Source organism: Candidatus Eremiobacterota bacterium (assembly GCA_031082125.1).
Classification (GTDB): domain Bacteria; phylum Vulcanimicrobiota; class CADAWZ01; order CADAWZ01; family Ess09-12; genus Ess09-12.
On the sequence record JAVHLM010000056.1, the window covers coordinates 1 to 16,879 of the forward strand.

At 48.3% G+C, this 16,879-nt stretch carries 18 protein-coding genes; 14 read left to right on the forward strand and 4 right to left on the reverse strand.

Annotated features, from left to right (window positions below):
- From RDV48_30750 to RDV48_30800, 11 genes are all read left to right on the forward strand, one after another.
- Window positions 1–452, forward strand: a 452-nt coding sequence (locus RDV48_30750) for a HEAT repeat domain-containing protein (GenBank protein MDQ7827213.1), incomplete at its 5' end; no start/stop codon positions are given.
- Between the two features lie 186 nt (window positions 453–638).
- On the forward strand, window positions 639–956 hold the full coding sequence (locus RDV48_30755; GenBank protein ID MDQ7827214.1) for a nucleotidyltransferase domain-containing protein: 318 nt from the start codon (window positions 639–641) through the stop codon (window positions 954–956).
- Entirely contained in the window at window positions 953–1,354 is a 402-nt protein-coding gene (locus tag RDV48_30760) for a HEPN domain-containing protein (protein ID MDQ7827215.1), read from the forward strand. The genes RDV48_30755 and RDV48_30760 overlap by 4 nt, the downstream gene beginning before the upstream one ends.
- 331 nt (window positions 1,355–1,685) lie before the next feature.
- Window positions 1,686–2,990, forward strand: coding sequence for an ATP-binding protein (locus tag RDV48_30765; GenBank protein MDQ7827216.1), 1,305 nt, complete (start codon window positions 1,686–1,688; stop codon window positions 2,988–2,990).
- A 226-nt stretch (window positions 2,991–3,216) separates the two neighbouring features.
- The gene (locus RDV48_30770; protein MDQ7827217.1) at window positions 3,217–3,771 is read left to right on the forward strand and encodes a hypothetical protein; all 555 of its coding nucleotides are present in this window, start codon (window positions 3,217–3,219) and stop codon (window positions 3,769–3,771) included.
- A gap of 9 nt (window positions 3,772–3,780) precedes the next feature.
- On the forward strand, window positions 3,781–4,452 hold the full coding sequence (locus RDV48_30775) for a hypothetical protein (protein ID MDQ7827218.1): 672 nt from the start codon (window positions 3,781–3,783) through the stop codon (window positions 4,450–4,452).
- Window positions 4,453–4,455: 3 nt separating this feature from the next.
- Entirely contained in the window at window positions 4,456–5,445 is a 990-nt protein-coding gene (locus tag RDV48_30780) for a hypothetical protein (protein ID MDQ7827219.1), read from the forward strand.
- Between the two features lie 642 nt (window positions 5,446–6,087).
- Complete coding sequence (locus RDV48_30785) at window positions 6,088–8,568, forward strand: HNH endonuclease (GenBank protein MDQ7827220.1); 2,481 nt, start codon at window positions 6,088–6,090, stop codon at window positions 8,566–8,568.
- Between the two features lie 321 nt (window positions 8,569–8,889).
- Entirely contained in the window at window positions 8,890–9,129 is a 240-nt protein-coding gene (locus RDV48_30790) for a type II toxin-antitoxin system MqsA family antitoxin (protein ID MDQ7827221.1), read from the forward strand.
- A gap of 110 nt (window positions 9,130–9,239) precedes the next feature.
- Window positions 9,240–9,881: a hypothetical protein gene (locus tag RDV48_30795; GenBank protein ID MDQ7827222.1), complete on the forward strand. Its 642-nt coding sequence runs from the start codon at window positions 9,240–9,242 to the stop codon at window positions 9,879–9,881.
- 102 nt (window positions 9,882–9,983) lie between these two features.
- On the forward strand, window positions 9,984–10,634 hold the full coding sequence (locus RDV48_30800; protein MDQ7827223.1) for a hypothetical protein: 651 nt from the start codon (window positions 9,984–9,986) through the stop codon (window positions 10,632–10,634).
- Window positions 10,635–10,733: 99 nt separating this feature from the next.
- On the opposite strand, the gene RDV48_30805 is transcribed toward RDV48_30800, so the two are convergent.
- From RDV48_30805 to RDV48_30820, 4 genes are read right to left on the reverse strand one after another with little or no spacing between them, the layout of a single operon-like run.
- Window positions 10,734–11,867: a HEAT repeat domain-containing protein gene (locus tag RDV48_30805; protein ID MDQ7827224.1), complete on the reverse strand. Its 1,134-nt coding sequence runs from the start codon at window positions 11,865–11,867 to the stop codon at window positions 10,734–10,736.
- Window positions 11,868–11,875: 8 nt separating this feature from the next.
- A complete protein-coding gene (locus RDV48_30810; GenBank protein MDQ7827225.1) occupies window positions 11,876–13,030 on the reverse strand; it encodes an FHIPEP family type III secretion protein in 1,155 nt (384 codons plus the stop codon).
- Between the two features lie 38 nt (window positions 13,031–13,068).
- On the reverse strand, window positions 13,069–13,530 hold the full coding sequence (locus RDV48_30815; protein ID MDQ7827226.1) for a type II toxin-antitoxin system HicB family antitoxin: 462 nt from the start codon (window positions 13,528–13,530) through the stop codon (window positions 13,069–13,071).
- Window positions 13,527–13,772: a type II toxin-antitoxin system HicA family toxin gene (locus RDV48_30820; protein ID MDQ7827227.1), complete on the reverse strand. Its 246-nt coding sequence runs from the start codon at window positions 13,770–13,772 to the stop codon at window positions 13,527–13,529. The genes RDV48_30815 and RDV48_30820 overlap by 4 nt, the downstream gene beginning before the upstream one ends.
- Before the next feature lie 773 nt (window positions 13,773–14,545).
- Here RDV48_30820 and RDV48_30825 point away from each other — a divergent pair.
- The 3 genes from RDV48_30825 to gspG are packed head-to-tail and all read left to right on the forward strand — an operon-like array spanning window position 14,546 to window position 16,845.
- Window positions 14,546–15,631, forward strand: a complete 1,086-nt coding sequence (locus RDV48_30825) for a tetratricopeptide repeat protein (protein ID MDQ7827228.1) — start codon at window positions 14,546–14,548, stop codon at window positions 15,629–15,631.
- Between the two features lie 4 nt (window positions 15,632–15,635).
- Window positions 15,636–16,082 (forward strand): hypothetical protein, encoded by a 447-nt coding sequence (locus RDV48_30830; protein ID MDQ7827229.1) that lies wholly within the window; start codon window positions 15,636–15,638, stop codon window positions 16,080–16,082.
- Window positions 16,069–16,845 carry a type II secretion system major pseudopilin GspG gene (gene gspG / locus RDV48_30835; GenBank protein MDQ7827230.1) on the forward strand — a complete coding sequence of 259 codons (777 nt, stop codon included), beginning with the start codon at window positions 16,069–16,071 and terminating at the stop codon, window positions 16,843–16,845. Before RDV48_30830 ends, gspG begins: the two co-directional genes overlap by 14 nt.
- The last annotated feature ends 34 nt before the right edge of the window (window positions 16,846–16,879 follow it).

Genomic DNA, 16,879 nt, shown 5'->3' on the forward strand with positions numbered 1-16,879 from the left:
ATCTCAAACCTAATTTCTTTCAAGAAAGTGTCTCAAATCTATTGACATGTTCCGATCCCACCGCCGGACCCGTTTTTTTGCAGGCTCTCAATGATCCTTCCCACAGAGTCCGCAGCATTGCATGCATTTCAATAGGAAATATAAGCTACAAGCCTGCAATCCCCGTATTAAAGCGCCTCATAAGTGATCCAGAGCCCGACGTGCGTGCAAGTGCATGCTGTGCTCTCGGGGAAATGGATGACACAGCATCAGAACATGAACTGTTAAAAGCCGCAACGGACAACGAGGTAAATGTGCGATATGAAGCGGCAAGGGCACTGCTTCGCATCGGCAATCCAAAGGGCTGCCTTGTTTTGGAAGAGATGCTTGCAAAGAAAGAGTCGCCCTGGTATCTCAAGCAGCGCGATTTTTTCAAAGAAGTCCGCCATGTATTGAAAGGCGATGGAAAATAAACGTTTAGCCTCATGAATACAAGGGGAAGGCCGGGCTGAGAGCCCAAAATTGGAAGCCTTAGATGAGACAAAAGGCACTCATGGTGGATTGATGATTACTATGGACAAATGAGCCTCTATTTCGTACAATAGAAGTGTTCAGATGTCCTGGAATGATAAAATGATGTTGCATGAAGTGGCCCTTATATGAAAGATACTGATTACAGGATTGCCCGGGAGCTCAAGGAAAAAATTCTGAGAGTGGCACCTGTTCTCGACTTCAAGGTCTTTGGGTCGAGAGCCCGTGGTGATGCTGATGATGATTCTGATATGGACATATTTATTGAGCTTTCCACCTGTGACAGGGAACTCAGAAAAAAGATATCCCATGCAACCTGGGAGACGGGCTTTGAGAACGGCATAGTGATCACTGCCCTTCTATTTACCCGCCACGAGCTTGAAAATACCCCGGTGAGAGCGGCCCCGATTGTGAAAGCAATAAATCAGGAGGGCGTAAAGATTTGACAGATCAGGAAGCCCTGTACGTATTCCGTCAGAAAAGAGCTGATGAGACTCTTTCGGAAGCAGAGAAGATGGTCAGGGAGCATTATAGCGGCGCTTCTGTGGTCAATAGAGCCTATTATGCAATGTTTTATCAGATCCTGGCTCTTTTTATTCACGAATCCATTGAAGTGAAGACTTCGCGGCACAGCGGTGTCATTGCTGCCTTTGATAAAGAGTTTATCCGCACAGGAAAACTGCCGAAGGAGATGTCGGAATCTCTCCATACCGTCTTTGAAGCTCGACAGACTGGGGACTATAAGGATTTTACAGAATTTTCCTCCCAGGATGCTGATGAGTATGTGACAATGGCCGTCACTTTTGCAGATTCAGTGAAGAAATACCTGAAAGGATATGCATAGATAACAGGATAGCCATGGACTGAGCTGTTGTACTTATTTCCCCTTTACTCAGGACTGATTTCTCCCCGGCCGCTCACAGGTGGTTCCATTAGGCCGATCAGTGACACCCAAAAAGTTCGTTTGCAACGGGTAAGCCTTTGATGAGAAGATCCCAATGTGTATCGATGCCAAATCTGCGCTGAAATACTTTCCAGATTTGCACGAAAAAGCTTTGAGAATTGAGGATGGCAATGAGAGCAGTAAAACACAATGCTGCAAAAAGGGCCCACTTGACAGTTGTTCAGAAATGGTTATACTAAAATTGCAATCAATGCAATTTTAGTGAGGTTAAATGATCTATCCGCGCGATGCCCTTTCCCCGGTGATCCCCTTTCTGGAGAGAAAGGAATTCATTTCCATTTCGGGGCCCCGTCAATCAGGGAAAACTACCCTCCTCAAAATGATTGGCGCCCATCTTCATGGGGAATTGAAAATTGACCGCAGGCTTATCACTCTTATCACTTTCGAGGACCGCCGGCTCCTGGCCCAGTTTGAGAGGGACCCGGTGGCATTTGTGCAGTCATATGCCCCTTCCGGAATTGACGGAATCCTTTATCTGATGATAGACGAGTTTCAATATGCCCGCGACGGGGGCCAGAAACTGAAGCTCATCTTTGATACCTGTGAAAATATCAAGATACTCATCACGGGATCGTCTTCCCTTGACCTCAAAGCCCAGGTGGGGCGCTTCATGGTAGGCAGGATTGTCTCTTTCACTCTCTGTCCTTTTAACTTCGGGGAATACCTGAGCACAAAAAGCGAGAGGCTGGAAACGGCATACCGGGGGAAAAGCGGGCAGCTATGGCAATGGCTTGAAGGGCGCGGGGCATTCCCGGGAGAGAGGGGGCTGGATATTTTTCATCAGGAGCTGCAGCCGCTTTATGAGGATTACTGCATATGGGGCGGCTATCCCGCGGTGGTGCTGGCAGGGAGTCCCCTTGAGAGGAGAAAGATCTTCAGCGAGATTCTCAATAGCTTCATCCTCAAGGATATCAAGACGCTCCTGGAGCTTGCGACAGACCGAAGCCTCCTTCGCCTCTCCCAGTACCTTGCCGCGCAGGCCGGGAACATTGTGGTGTACCGGAGCCTGAGCGAGGCATCGAATCTCGACTTCCGCAATGTGAAAAAGCACCTCGAGATCCTGAAGGAGACTTTTGTCTGCCGGGAGGTAAGGCCCTTCTTCACCAGCCGCCAGAGGGAGCTTTCGAAGAATCCAAAGATATATTTCCTCGACAACGGCTTCAGAAACAGCCTCATGGAAGCGATGCAGGGCCTGGAAATGAGGCCTGACGCGGGCGCCATCATCGAGAACACTGTTTTCATAAGGCTCAATCAGCTCCATAATGGCCTCGGCAAGATAAACTTCTGGCGCACCAAGGCAGGTGCAGAAGTTGACTTTGTGCTGCACCTTGAGGGCCAGCTTCTTCCCGTCGAGGTGAAATACTCCCTTTTCAAAAGTGAAACCATTCCCAGGGGGCTCGTGAGCTTCATAGGCTCTTTCAGGCCCCGGAGAGCAGTCGTGCTCACCAGGAGCTTCTGGGGCATCAGGAAGATTGACGAAACAGAAACCACCTTCATCCCCGCATATTACCTGTGAAGATTCTTTCTTTCTGTGTCTTTTATTTGAATTGCCTATGCATGCTTCCACTGCCGCAAAAGGACTTTTTCAAGTGCTTTTAGGAACAGGACCGGGGCTTGATAAAAGCTACTGCACTTTTTCCAGGCATAGACAAGAGCACCCAGGGCTGGTATAATTTTTAATAGAGCACTCGAACCCAGTTTACTCTTCACCACTCTATCCTCACACCCCTATGGGATGATTTATGCCGGAGCAATTAAAAAAGCAGTCTGTAAGTATTTTTAAGAGAGAATTACCTGGTGGGGCTTCAGGGTTTGTCCTTCTAGTGGCATTTTGCCTTCTGGGAATAACAATTCTACTGGATATCATCATGGGAGGGCCTCCAGAAACCTCATTTATTGAGCTTTTACCGCTGAGTTACTATTTTCTCCTGGCCCTTCCTTTCTTTCTAATTTCTTACCTTGGCGCGAAATGGTGGTTTTCCACCCATAGGACCTCCACCCTTACTGTTTTTGTGTTCACGGCAGTCCTGGTTGTTTTTTTTACGCTTGCCCTGGGCCCTTTCAGAGAGCAATACCTGCAAATATATTCCACTGTGCTTGACCTCATATTGAAAATCCCTCTTTGCGAGCCTCGAATGCTTGAGGGATTCGTTACTCTGGTGGCATATGCAATTATAGCAGGCATTGTGGCAGGCGCTCAGCCGGCAATAGGTGTTAATAGTCCCTCAGGAGAAAAAGATGCAAAGGCTCAAGAAGATTCTGCTGATTTCCTTGCTGAACATGGCGCAAAGGAGTAAGACGGCATCATGCCAAAGGTGAAAAGATGGTTCCTCTCCGTTATTCTGACCGCGGCCGCCTTTCTGGCTCTATCGGGAGATGTGTCAGGAACAATCGGTATCGTGCTTACCTTCGACGAAGCGGTAGCAAAGGCAAAGCTCATTGTGATCGGGAAGATCACCAAGGGATGGGAGCCGAAAGTACACGGATTAAACAATTCCAAGCTTTCCTTGCAGACGGGCCGGGTTTATCGGATGAAGGTAGAGAAAGTATACAAGGGCAGTATCCGGCCAGGTGACGAGGTCGTATTCTGGGAACAGTACTATGGTACGACAGCGTCTCTATTCATTGATGAGGGGAAGCGTAGCCTGGTCTTCCTGATGCCGGCCAATCTCGATGAGTTTCAGAGCCGCCGGTTTGACTTCGGGGTGGAGAAGCCCTGGCAGATATTCGGTAATATCAGCGATGATTCCCCGTCAGGGTATGACGGATTCGCGGGTTACCCGTACCTTCTCGAAAATTTCGTGTTGAAGAAGCCGGTGAAGCTGAAGCCGGCTCTCGCGCAGATTCTTCGGGAGAAGGAGGAGCCATGTGTCCTGGAGTATGCCATCAGCCACTGGCCCCGGGAGATGACTGCAGAAGACCGCAGATTCTTCAATGAGCAGATTCTTAGACATTCGGGTGATATGTATATCACCTAAAAATTGGTAGAAAGGCTTTCCCGGGAAGGAGAGACTCTCGATCCATCTGTCCTGAGGATGCTCCTGGAACGGGGAGACTTCAACGACGATGTGCTTAGGATGCTGAACAAGGAGAACATTACAGGGTTCCAGGAACTCCTATTTGAAGCCCTCCGGAAGGGAGATACACTGGCAGAGATAGAAATCATAAAAACCCTTGCGCGGCTGAATCCTGTATTTCTCAGGGAGAAGCTCCATGAGACCGACCTTCCCCTCTGGATGTTCGTATTCTGCCTGCGGGAGTTAGGGATCAACGGTTCGGCAGTCGGAAGAAGCGATCTCTCCAGGGAGATCCTCGCGGCCAATCTCTATACACTGGATAGGGTCGGAGAGGTAATCGGCGGAAATGAATTCCACGCCATCTGTGCAATGGAAGACCCCGATCATAATAAGGACATGGTGCCCCTGTTCCCACTCTTTGAGCCTACCCTGGCTGGGCCGGACAGTACTGCCAGGAGGGCAATTGTCGCACTGATGAGGACATTCGGAGAAAAAGTTCGTCGATCAGGGAAAAGCTACATACTGGAGAAAGGTTCGGAGTGCTGCCCGGTGCTTTTGGGACTCACCACCGATAAAACAAGATTCCGGCTGGGCGAACCGGTCACCGTCAGTTTAGTAGAGACGGCCCGAGCAGATAGTGTGTGGCTTTGCCTGAAGGGAAATATGAAGTGGAGAATCGGTAAGGCCGGGTGGCCGCCGGATCAATTCTCCCTGGAAGTGGACTCCTTCTTCGGTAAATTCGACAATGTGGACCTTCCCCGGGAAGACTTTCACCTTCTTCATGCCGGAGAGACATTCCTGACGCAGGAAGACGTCACCATGTGCTTTGACCGGCCAGGACATTACCAGTTTCAAGCCATGAAACTCTACCCTCACGACGGTGGTTCTGTCGGCATTGACGCCTGGACTGGCACGGTTTTTTCAAGCCTGGTGCAGATTGAGATATACGACTAGGCGGTGCCTGCTGCCGGAGAATGGGGGGGACAGAACAAGAGTGAGAAAGGTGCCGATATGCAGTCGGTATGGTGTCCCAGGCCGCTTCCCCTTACCAGAAGACTCCCCATCTATCCCACTTTTCTTTAACAGGAATCCCGGAAGTTTACCAGTAATTTCAGTGTGACGACAGCCATGTTCTGATCTCCTTGCCCAACTGAGTGAAGGAGAGCCCCACATTCACCAAGGGCGCGGGAGATTATTCATGGCTCCTTATGGCAAGCGTATCACAATCGCCATGCGCTTTCTTTATACTGCAGGAAGATCATTCCCCGCGTTGATATATACTTTCATGGCTCAAAAGCCATAGAAATTGCTGTCATCAGAAAAAAATATTCAGCCTCCCCTGAAGGACAACCATTGGCTGCCACATTCGTATGATGGCAAAATCCTTCACCTGGCAGACTTTTCCAGGCATTGGGCGGAAAAAACTCAAAAACTCTCTCTTTGACCCTTGGCAGGCCATCCGGCGATGGTTGTGAAACCCAATAATATCAAGCATTTGAGAGATAATCATTTTGACTTATACAATACAATAAGGTATAATATAATAGAGAGATACAAATGATTCCCTTTAGAACAACTCTTGAAAGGAGGATTATTGTGAATAGGTCGGCAGGAGCGCACCACGGGGAGGTCACGCACCGGGAGGCAGAAACAGCCACCCAGGATGCTCAGGCTGTCCGGACGGTTCAGGCCGGTCAGAGTGTTCTTGCCGATCAGGTAGCGCTAGCCGGTCAGGCTTCGGAGGGTCTTCGGGCCGGGGCTGCTTCTCCCGAGGTGATCCGCGAGTATCCCGGTTACGAGGCTGTGATGGCCGGCGAGCAGGTCTTCCAGATAGCCCCTGGCCTTCCGCTGGTGACTTACGGAGCCGACGAGGTGCTCTCACGGGACGACGGGCGGAATATCTTCCGCGACCTCGCCTGCGAGGTTCTTGACTGGAACCTCTGGTGCCTCTCTTCTGCTGGAGTAAAGCTCGATCTCCTCATCGGGGAGATGCTTCTATCCCTCAATGGGAAGCTCGAGAAGCTCGGCTACGTGCGGGTTTCCGACTTCGCACGCGAGGTGCTGGGGATCTCTTCTCGGAGCGCCTATGAGCTGATGAAGAATGCCCAGGAGCTTCAGAAGTTTCCACTTATGCGGGATGCCCTCGAGAAGGGGCTTCTTCGCAAGAGCGCCTTGCGCTATCTATTCCAGGTAGTGAAGCCTGAAACCGAGGAGGAGTGGCTTTCCAAGGTAATTAGCCTCAGCGTGCGTGGCCTCGAAGAAGAAGTGCGCCGTTTCAAGATTCAGGGATCAGAAGGAAAGGAGGACATTGTTTCTTTTGCCTCTGGAGAGGATGACGAGGAGGATAAAGCCATTCCCGTGAGCGCGAGGGTTCCCCTCGCCGTGGCGGCAAAGTGGGATAGGGCATTGGAGGTGTTCCGGAGGATGGAGGAGTCGAATCTCCTCCTGGGCGCCTTCGTTGAGGCCCTTCTTGCTGAATATTCCGCATCGGCTGTTTCCGAGGCCGTGAGGAAAGTCTGCGGAACAGCAGGTGAAGCCTGTGAAAAAGGCTTCGGGTCCTGCTCGCAGGAGTGCGGCTCAGGTGGCAAGGAGCACAATGTATGCTGTACGCAGGAGCATGGACTATCCTGCGAGGCAGTTCTGGAGGGAAACGCGCTGTTGAATGGGGATTCCCATTCCCTGGGGACTCAGCCTTCGGCAGCGGAAGCGCCCCTTTTTCTCCACGGCAGCTCCCCTCGGGTTCCCCATGGGGCAGGGCTTCTCCTTAATCCGGGAGCTTTAGAGAGGGACAGGGAGCTTGCCCGCCAGGTCCATAAGGACCTTGAGGAAGTATCCCATTTCTGGGATTACCTCCCCTGGAAGCCTGTCAAGGTGGAGCTTCCTTCAAAGCACCAGGCTCAGAGCGATACCGCGGTTGAGGTCCCTTCCGATCCCTTCGAGGCAGTTTCCCGGCTCAGGAAGATCGTATCCCTCAGGCATTCGATCTCCTTCTACCAGGGACGCCTCCTTCGCACTCTCAACAATTTCGGACTCTATAAAGACATGCTCTTCCTGAGCCTCGGCCACTATACCAGGGAGCGCCTGGGAATGTCCAGAAGTACCGCATATTCACTTATTTCTTTAGAAAGGAGTTATTTGGAGTATCCCGATATGCTTGACCTTGTCAAGGAGGGGAGGCTCACACCGGAGCAGGCGCGCCTGCTCTCCAGGGTCTTCAGGGAGGGGACCAGAGCAAAAGGAGCATGGCTCTCTTATGCGCAGGAAGTCCCTGTTGCCACTCTCAGGGAGGTAGTCGATGCATTCCTTCGCTTTGCCCAGAGAGCAGCCAACAAGAAGTGGGACATTGAGCCTGGTGCCTTAGAGGTGGCTGTCACGGGGAGGTCTGTCAAGAGGGTTTCCCCTGCAGGCTCGAATGCCACGGAACCCAGTGGGGATGTGGGTTCGGACGCACCAGTCCGAAGTTGTGCACAGGCACTTTCCCGGGAAGGAGCAACACTTCCCCGGGGAGCCCTCATCTGGGAGGTCACCAGGGGCGGAGAGCATCCCGAAATTCCCGAGATCCTCTCAACACTCTCCGGGGAAACCTCAAAAAAGGGAGCCTTCGGATCGAATCCTGAAAGCCGGGGTGCCCTGATCCGCTTCTTTCTTGCCCCCGACCTGGTCCCTCTCTGGAATCACGCCGTGAAGCTCTGGCAGGCCGAAAGGGCTCAAAAAGCCGCCGAGGCCTCATCGGATAAGGCAAAAGGGGCTCAGGGAAGCCAGGCTGTAGAGGAGCTTCCCCTTTTCATTGAAGCCCTTCTCGATTCATTCCTCGCCACATGGGAAACTCCTGAGAAAAGGGACCTCCACTCCAGAATCCTCAGGCGCGATAATTACCAGTGCCAAGTGCCGGGATGCACCTGCCGCCGGGGCCTTCATGTTCATCATATCGTCTACCGCTCTCACGGAGGCTCCGATATCGAGGCCAATCTCATCACTATCTGCATGGCTCACCACCTCAGGTGCGTTCACGAGGGCTTTCTTATCATCAAGGGCAAGGCGCCGCATGCCCTTACTTTCATCTTGAGGGCTTCATAAGCTCCTGAAGCCCGTAACGCCTGAATAAAGTCCAACTGAGGCCGGATCTGCCGCCCGCGATGATGCTGAGGATTTGATTCGCCTTCTGCCTTTTGAGCTCCACAAAGATAATGCGTCCGGTCTTTCAAGGTCTCAGTATAGTGGCACATGAAGTCCTTCCTCGACGATGGAAAATTATCTATCACTTAAGAAAATCACCGAAATGCTTGCCGCAATGGCTCATTTTTGCTAAAATTATTCAGAGGCAGGAATCCGAATCCCGATCCTTTAAGGGAATTTGATAATCAGCAGTAATAAAGGTCGCAGTGCAGATGTATGAAAATGATGAAGAAGTGCTATTTTTGCAAAGGGCGCCTTGAGGAGAAGCGGATCGAGTTTGATGGAAGATGGGGGCAAAAGAGAGTGATTCTTAAAGATGTGCCGGCTGAGGTTTGTATGCAATGCGGGGAGCAGTATTTTTCGCCGGAAGTATCCAGGACGATGGAGGAACTGGCAAAAATGGAAAGTGTTCCCGACGAGGTGATTATAGAGGTGCCGGTAAGGCAGTATAAAGTTGCATAGGTAGTTCAGGCGTTGTATACGGCCGAATATGCTTTGCCGGACTCATGGTCAGGAAAGGAATAAAATTTAAGAGGGGCTATTCCACTTCACAGAAAAGGTGACAGCATAGTGTGACTCTCAAGAGAAGAAATAAAGTGCACCTTGTTCTCATTGAGTATATCATGCTTGATTGCCCCAGAAACAATCATTCAGGAGATCTCAGGATGAGAAGTTCTCCATGCAGGAATACCACACTGAGCAATAATGCCAGAAATAATGCAGCCTTATCCCAATGGGTAATAACAAGATCCTTGGCGATATATCTTGCTTTTGTCGCATTATGTGCGGTACTCTTGACAGTCCTGGCCAGACTTAATTCCTTTGAAATAGGCAATGATATCTGTAAGATAATACTTGCGACGGCATTGGGCTTCCCTCTTTATATGCTCATGGTGATTACAGGCTCGCTGTTTGGCTTGAAGATACTGGAAAAATTGACCTCTCCGAATCTTAACAGAGATGAAGTAAATATGGTATTATGGTTGTGGTTCACCTGTTCCTTCGTCGGAAGCATTTTTATCGGTCCGGAATTATGCCGCAGTATTCCTTCTGTATTTTACTTTTTTCAGCATATACTTGAGTCATTAAGGCTTGTTGCTGGCGGAAAGGAGGCTTTTTTCTTTGTTGATTCATATATATTTCAATTCTTGAGCGGGTTTGGTGTCGGAATGCTTCTCAGAGAAAGGTCTTCAGGGAAAGACAAAAAGCATTGAGCGCTCAATGATAAGAAAATTGAAAAGCTCATCAGAAAAAAAGGAAGAAGATTCCTCGAAATGATGGATGCACCTGTATCACCTTGAGGCGGCCGGACAATTATGGATGAAAACGAGATAATTCATGAAACGAGATGGAATATATTCCGCCGCAGGGCAGGACCTGCTACAGGCAGCCTGATCATTTCCTGTTCCAAATTTCTCTTGAATGAGGCTACAGTCGATGCCGAAGAAATCATTCAAGAATGGCCTTCGTGGGATTCAGATGAGCGTCTCGACTTTGTAATGGCTTTTGCGAAGAAGCATCCCATCTGCCATGGGGATCAAGAGATACTCAGGTTCCTTATGGAGCAGGCAGAGCCCCTGGAAATCAGTTATCTGCTGAACCTCATTCTTGAATTGCCTGAAAAGGAAGCAGTATATGAGTTTCTTGTAAAGCAGATCTCCGAGATTGATACTCATAAAATTGACTTCATGCTGGCAGAGTTTTTCAACGCAATAGGCCGGCTGGGCTGCAAGGATGCCATACCTCTTCTCATTTCCAAGATTAACAGCCTTCTGAACAGTCCTGAATTTTGCCGGCCTGGCGCGGACTCCTTCAATTCGGGGACGGTCTGCATCGAAGCAATAGCGGCATTGTGCAGTCTGGATAGGCGAAATGAATATATGGAGCTACTGAAGGGATTCAAGGAGCACCCGAACAAAGAATTGGCGCTTCTGGCGCTTCACAAGATTCGGAGACTGCTGCGATGACTTATCTCTTTACGATGAGTATCTCTGAAAAGTGAGCCCTGTAAATATTATGATTTATGAGCCTTTTGAGCGGAAATGGCGATATTGCTCCACCGGCTTCTACTGCAGCGAAAGGACTCTCTCCAGGGTTTTTCGGATCAGGGCATCGGGCTCATCCTGGAGCGCCTCCTGTGCCAGGCTCTTCGCCTCTTGCGCCGGTATTCGGAATAGTTGAGCAGCGGCTCTGAAGCGCATCGTGGGCCAGTGATGGGCGAGAGAAGCTTCGAGAATTGAAAAGAGCAGGTCATTCTGGATGGCTTCAAGCTGAGTGAGGAGCGATAACCGGAGCTCGAGGTCATCGCCGTCTTCAAGATACTTTCTCAGCAGCTGCTTTCCTTCACTCCCGCCTCTCTCGGCAAGAAGCCGGGCCGCATGGTGACGCTTACTGTACTCTTGTGAATAAAGGGCATCTTTCCAGGCTTCAACTCCCTCTGTTTCAGCAAGAAGAGAAGCTGCGTTATTCTGTATTTCGGAATTTTCATTTCCTGAGAGGGAGACAAGAATCTCTCGCGGCACTTTAATCTCATGCTGAATGAGGAGCCTGGCTGCATCAAGGACCATGGAAGGCTCAGGGTGCTCCAGAAAAGAAATGATTTGCGGGATGACCGATTTCTCTCCCAAGGTAAGCACAGCATCGAAGAGGCTCATGACGCACCCGGCATGCATTTCTTCATTATTTTCAAAGGTTTCCCAGAGACGCTTGCTTCGAAGAGCAATTGCAAGCTCATCCATGAGAACTGGCAGCAGCGATTTCTCATGTAATCGGCCCAATACGACTACCGCGCACCACTTTTCTTCTATTTCTTCAGATTTCAGCAGTCTTAACAGAGTTTCAAGTGCGAGAGGATCATCGGGAAAGTGTTCCAGGGCATGGATTGCTGAAGCTCTCACCATGAGCTCTTTATCATCGACAAGCTCAATGATGCGTTGAAACGCCTCTTCTCCTCCAACCTGAGCTAAAATACGTATAGCAGAGAGTCTATCGAATGGGTCACCGGCTTTTGTTATCTCCAGGGATTTCAGGAGTAATTGCTTTTCCGGCCGCTCATCTCCTGAAATCTTTGCAGCGTATAGGCGATTAACTCCATCAACCACCTGAAAGCCTGTACCGGTAATATTTTTCATATATGAATAACCATCATGCTCATTGTTAAAGCATTCCTTTTTCTTCAATACGTGCTCTTTTTCTGTCATCGCAATGATTACCTCTTCGCAGGCTGCCCTTTGAGAGCGTTATTATCTCTCACTGCGTGCCTTGTCACTGATCGGCCTGATGGAGCATCTATTGCTCCAATACAATAAATTGTTGCTTCTGGTATTATCTCTTCATATGACAAGACTGCTAGACTTGGATCCAGATCTTCAATTATTCTTCTAAGTTTAAAACGAATATTAGAGTCACAAATAATAGCAACACATGAAAATTCCTTCTTATTGAAGAAAAGATCTCTCATCTTGGAATGTTCAAGCTCAGTGCCGCTCAGCATTGCGGTTTTTTCAAGAGCCCGATTGACAGCATTCATTATAGCGGTTCTTATCCGATTTTTAACCTTATTTGAATTCATATCAAAATTAAAACAATATTTTTCCAATTTGGGCGATAGATTGAAAGCGCGTATGGTCCCCTCATTGGATAGATAATTCCTGCAAATCTGATATCTCAGCTGAAATCGAACGCACTCCGTCATCTGAACCGGGTCAGTCATCGTTGTGTGGTTGTCCAGAACCGTATCCAGAATAACAGGAAGATTAACGATGGAGACCTCTTCCTGGAGCAGGTTCCGAAGCACGATTTTGATGAAGTTAAGTGATATCTTACTTTTCCGAAGCTCTCTTACAAGAGGCTGATTCGTCTTCTTCAGCTTTTCTACCAGCATGAACACATCGTTCAGATCCAACAGCTTGTGGCCATGAACCTGAATGAGCTTCTCTAACGTTGATATTATTATATCTTCAGGATGAAAGACAAGATAACCGGCATTCTTCAAAACATCGGTGTCATTCTTTTCTACCCACTTGCCGGGAATATGATAGATAGGGTGGACAGAATCCATACCTGTAAGCTTTTTAAGACCATCTTCATTATGAACGGCAAAGACTTTTTCTGGAAAGACACATCCTCCAATACATAGATTTTCATATATTACCGAAACGATATAAGAATTTGGTGAGAGACAGTTGCTTTCATCAATTTGTACTTGCTTGATGGGAATACCAATTTCCCCGTAGATTTGATCTTTTAGGCATTTAATTTTCTTCTTAAGATTGGCAACAAACTTCGGCGCATTCTGAGAAGAAAGCCCTCTGCCGAGCTTAACAATTATTTTATACCTGCAATTTCCAATCATTACACTCATATTCCCACCATTTCAGACAAGCCCAAGGCACTTTTCGCTCAATAAGCTTTGTGACGGGCGGAAGAGGCCAGGGTATCGACAGCGCTTTTTGTTTTCGCCGTGTTCATGAGAGCTCCATGTGCCTTTTTCACTTTTATCCCTCGCCTTGACTCAATAATTTCGGGATGACTTATGGCATAGGCAAGAGCAGAGCTCACGAACTGGTTGAGCGATGTTCCATAGGATACTGCAGTTTCGGCAACTTGCCGGTGCAGCTCAGGAGCTACCCGCACGTTGAAGGTTCCCCGATAGGCCCTCATGGGGTCCTTGCCCATCTTTTCGCATTCTGTGATATATTCATCCACCGCTTCCTCGAAGTCTTTTTTTATCTCTTCGATGCTTCTGCCCTCATACAACACCAGATCGCTGACCCCTTCAATCTTGCCATACAGCAGATCGTCCTCTGCACTGTAACTCACCGATCCCAGAAAGCCTTTATAAGACAGGGTGCTCTTCGTCAAAGTAACCCCTCCTTTTTCAGTTCTTCTTCAATGAGATCAAGAACATATCTCGGTATAGCCGGGCTTGGATGCGGTTTGTGAAAATGGATCGTATGTCCCGTCTGACTGACAAATTTCACTCGAGATCCTTTTAAATCAGCTTCCGAGTAACCAAATCCACCCAACAGAGTTTTCATTTCTCCGTATTCGAAATCTTTCGGCTTGCTCAGAAATCTGTTTATGAGCTTGTCAAATTTACTCATGCAACCCTCACTTCATTGTAGCATATTGTGACCAAATTTGCAACTGAATATCAGTTGCATCATGCTGTTGAATGATGCCCTGGAATCTTTTGATCGTTGATTGGATAAGCATATTTTCTGTTCATTTGAAAGGAGCCTCAATAGGTGGCCGCCTGGTCCGGTCCATCAGGATGGAATCAATTCCTGTATTAAAGGAGAGTGAATGCCGATGGCACCACCCGTATAGACAAGGGCCACCAGGACTGGTATAATTTCTTGTAGAGGCCATATATCCAGGAAAGCCATACATCAGTCTGCCAGTTTTCATTGCAGCCACAATCATCATAACATAACGATTTTGTGTTTTTCAAGCGAAAATGTCTTATAATGCAACAATGGAGAGTATCTTATTCGGTATCTCAATAATCCTGGCGCTGGTAGTGGGAAGCTATTCATTATTCCAGTTTGAGTGGTTCCTGAGAGAGTGGCTCGGCATGAAAAAGTGGATGACCTATACCATCGTTATAATAATTGTTGCATTGATACTCATCGGATTATCCCACTTCTTTGTCCCGGGCAATAGGGCTTATTAACGGCGAGCGCACCACTTTAAGGATTCGGGAAAATAAAATGCTTGTTTTCGAAGGAACCGATGTCAATGCGAGAGACAGGAACGGAGTAACCCCACTGAAGTGGGCAATAAAATGCGGCCTGAAAGAAACGGCCGAATACCTGAGAAAGCATGGGGCAAAGGAATGAATGCCACTACGGGGAAAGGTCTTCTCAGAACACTCATGCTCTTTTTTGCAGCCTTTCTCCTTCTCACAAAGGAGGCCCTGGGGTGCTCCACTTGCGTCTATCTGATTACCAATTCATGGGAAACTACAATAACCGGAATTATTCTGATCCTGGTATTTCTTCATTTCCTGGGTTTATTTATCAGGAATCCTTCTGAAAAAGAGAATTTTATCAGCTCCGGCCAGGGTTTTGCAGTCATTGCCGCTTTCCCGGTCATCTGGGTCTTCGCCGTGATATTCTTTTTCTCAAACGGGCCCTTCACAGGCCCATCGACCCGGGCTTTTCTGGTGCCTACCAATTCTGCCTCAGAGAGAAGCCGCCTCATCTCCTGTAAGATGAATATGGAGAGAATCATAGCGGGCTCTTTGGAAAGGTATGCCTCTGACAATAAGGGCAGGTACCCGGAAAGCCTGAACGCCCTCATGCCTGCGTATTTGAAAGAGCTGCCTCGTTGCCCTGCGGGTGGCATATATGTGTACAGGAAAGAGAAAGGTGACTTTCTGCTTGAATGCTCAGGCGAGGCTCATAAGCTCCTTGGAATAAAGGCGGATTACCCGCGTTATACTCATTCGAAAGGCCTTGAGTGTTCAGATAGCGGCTTTTCCGATCTGGATATGGTAAAGGCGCCACCCTATGCATATGCACTGATAGCAATAACGCTCATTTTAAGCGCTGTTTATTTCAACAGCTATCTCCTCAACAGATTCTTCCTATTCTCTTCTCTTATTTCGGCAGGTGTTTGTCTGAAATGCTTTGCCGCAGTATTTTTCAACATATTACTAATCCCGCTTGCAGTCTATCTCTATATTTCTTTCTTGTTCAGCAGGGTTGAGTCCCTCTACAGCTTTTATAAAAAGAGAGGAGCGGTCAGGAAGGCAGTCTTCTGGCTCAAGAGCTGCGCAAAATTTGGCAGGCAGTTCAATAGGAGCGCCGGTCTTGAAGCGAATTTTTATCTGGGAAAAATTTATGAGGATGCCGGTCAGAAGGATGCGGCCCTTCATTGCTTCGAGCTGGTTCTGGAGGAGAATCCGCAGCATCCCTTGGCCGCCAGAGCCAAGGAAGAAATTGAGAGCCTGAGTTAATGTGATGACCCTACTGATTAAGATTCTGATTCTCTGTATCGCCGGTGCCGGATACTATCTCACCTTTGAATATCCCAGAAAAAGAAGGGCAATGAATCTCACTGACCGCTCTGTGCTCACACCTGATGAATTCTTTGAAAGATTCTATAATAATTCCGGCATGGAAAAAGAGGTTGTTGTCAGCGCCCTCCAGTTTATCCAGGAGAATGCAGCACTCCCAGTCGGTAGGTTACGACCCTCTGACAGGTTCGACAGAGTGCTTGGGGGGATAAAGGAATTGGAGGTGATCGATTCAGATTGGGACTGCTTCTGGGATGCGACATTCAATTACCTTTATGAGCCGGCACACATGAAAAGGATTGATTTGGAGAAAGCTCTCGCTGATATAAAGGATGTCGATCAGTATATAAGAATATTTGCAAAGACAAAGGCAGCTCATGAGAAAATTTGACTGGGACTCTGTTCCAGCCAGGAAGTTCTTAGAGCATTGGTCGTTTCTCATCATGCTCTGTATCACAGTTCTTATTTCCGGACTTATCATACCCCGCCTTATCGGCAGATCAGAAGAGGCTCGTACAACCAAGGCCATCGTGCAGATGAATGAAATTTCAAAGGCTCTCAAGCTTTACAAAAAGGATAATGGGCGGTATCCCACAACCGACCAAGGTTTGAGAGCATTGATGGAACGCCCTATCTTGAAACCTGTTCCCCAAAACTGGAAGCCCTATTTTGATAAGATCCCGAAGGATCCCTGGGGAAATGAATATGTATACAGAGCTCCGGGGTTCGGTGAGCGATATTCCCTCAGATGTGATGGACATGAAGAGTTGAGAAGTAATGAGGCCATCAAAGAGAAAGAATTATTTAAAGCTCGGGAAGCGTTCCATAAAGGCGATCTTTCAAAGATCAAAGAACTGATCGAAGAAAATCCAGAAATTATTAAGGTGAAGGACGATGAGACAGGAGAAACATTACTTCATCTTGCTGCATCAGGGTATGACGAGGAAGCGCTGAAGCTTCTCATAGACCTTGGTGCTGATGTCAATATAAAGGATTCCAATGGTTGCACCCCGCTTTTCTATACTGCAAAAGGCTCAACAATCAAGAAGGCCGAATTGCTGATAGAAAATGGAGCCAATGTTAATGCCAGGGCAGTCGATTGTTTGGCCCCTCTACACACCGCTGCGCTCTATTGTCCCAGCCCGGTTAACTAAACCAGATTTTCCTGTGGATTTCCCATTTACCTTT

Excerpts from the sequence above, each read along its gene's own strand:
- RDV48_30775 (MDQ7827218.1), top strand. The coding sequence starts at position 3,781 with ATGCCAAAGGTGAAAAGATGGTTCCTCTCCGTTATTCTGACCGCGGCC.
- RDV48_30790 (MDQ7827221.1), top strand. The coding sequence starts at position 8,890 with ATGATGAAGAAGTGCTATTTTTGCAAAGGGCGCCTTGAGGAGAAGCGG.
- RDV48_30820 (MDQ7827227.1), bottom strand. The coding sequence starts at position 13,772 with ATGAGTAAATTTGACAAGCTCATAAACAGATTTCTGAGCAAGCCGAAA.
- RDV48_30755 (MDQ7827214.1), top strand. The coding sequence starts at position 639 with ATGAAAGATACTGATTACAGGATTGCCCGGGAGCTCAAGGAAAAAATT.
- RDV48_30825 (MDQ7827228.1), top strand. The coding sequence starts at position 14,546 with ATGCTCTTTTTTGCAGCCTTTCTCCTTCTCACAAAGGAGGCCCTGGGG.
- RDV48_30810 (MDQ7827225.1), bottom strand. The coding sequence starts at position 13,030 with ATGAGTGTAATGATTGGAAATTGCAGGTATAAAATAATTGTTAAGCTC.
- gspG (MDQ7827230.1), top strand. The coding sequence starts at position 16,069 with ATGAGAAAATTTGACTGGGACTCTGTTCCAGCCAGGAAGTTCTTAGAG.
- RDV48_30765 (MDQ7827216.1), top strand. The coding sequence starts at position 1,686 with ATGATCTATCCGCGCGATGCCCTTTCCCCGGTGATCCCCTTTCTGGAG.
- RDV48_30830 (MDQ7827229.1), top strand. The coding sequence starts at position 15,636 with ATGACCCTACTGATTAAGATTCTGATTCTCTGTATCGCCGGTGCCGGA.
- RDV48_30805 (MDQ7827224.1), bottom strand. The coding sequence starts at position 11,867 with ATGACAGAAAAAGAGCACGTATTGAAGAAAAAGGAATGCTTTAACAAT.
- RDV48_30770 (MDQ7827217.1), top strand. The coding sequence starts at position 3,217 with ATGCCGGAGCAATTAAAAAAGCAGTCTGTAAGTATTTTTAAGAGAGAA.
- RDV48_30800 (MDQ7827223.1), top strand. The coding sequence starts at position 9,984 with ATGGATGAAAACGAGATAATTCATGAAACGAGATGGAATATATTCCGC.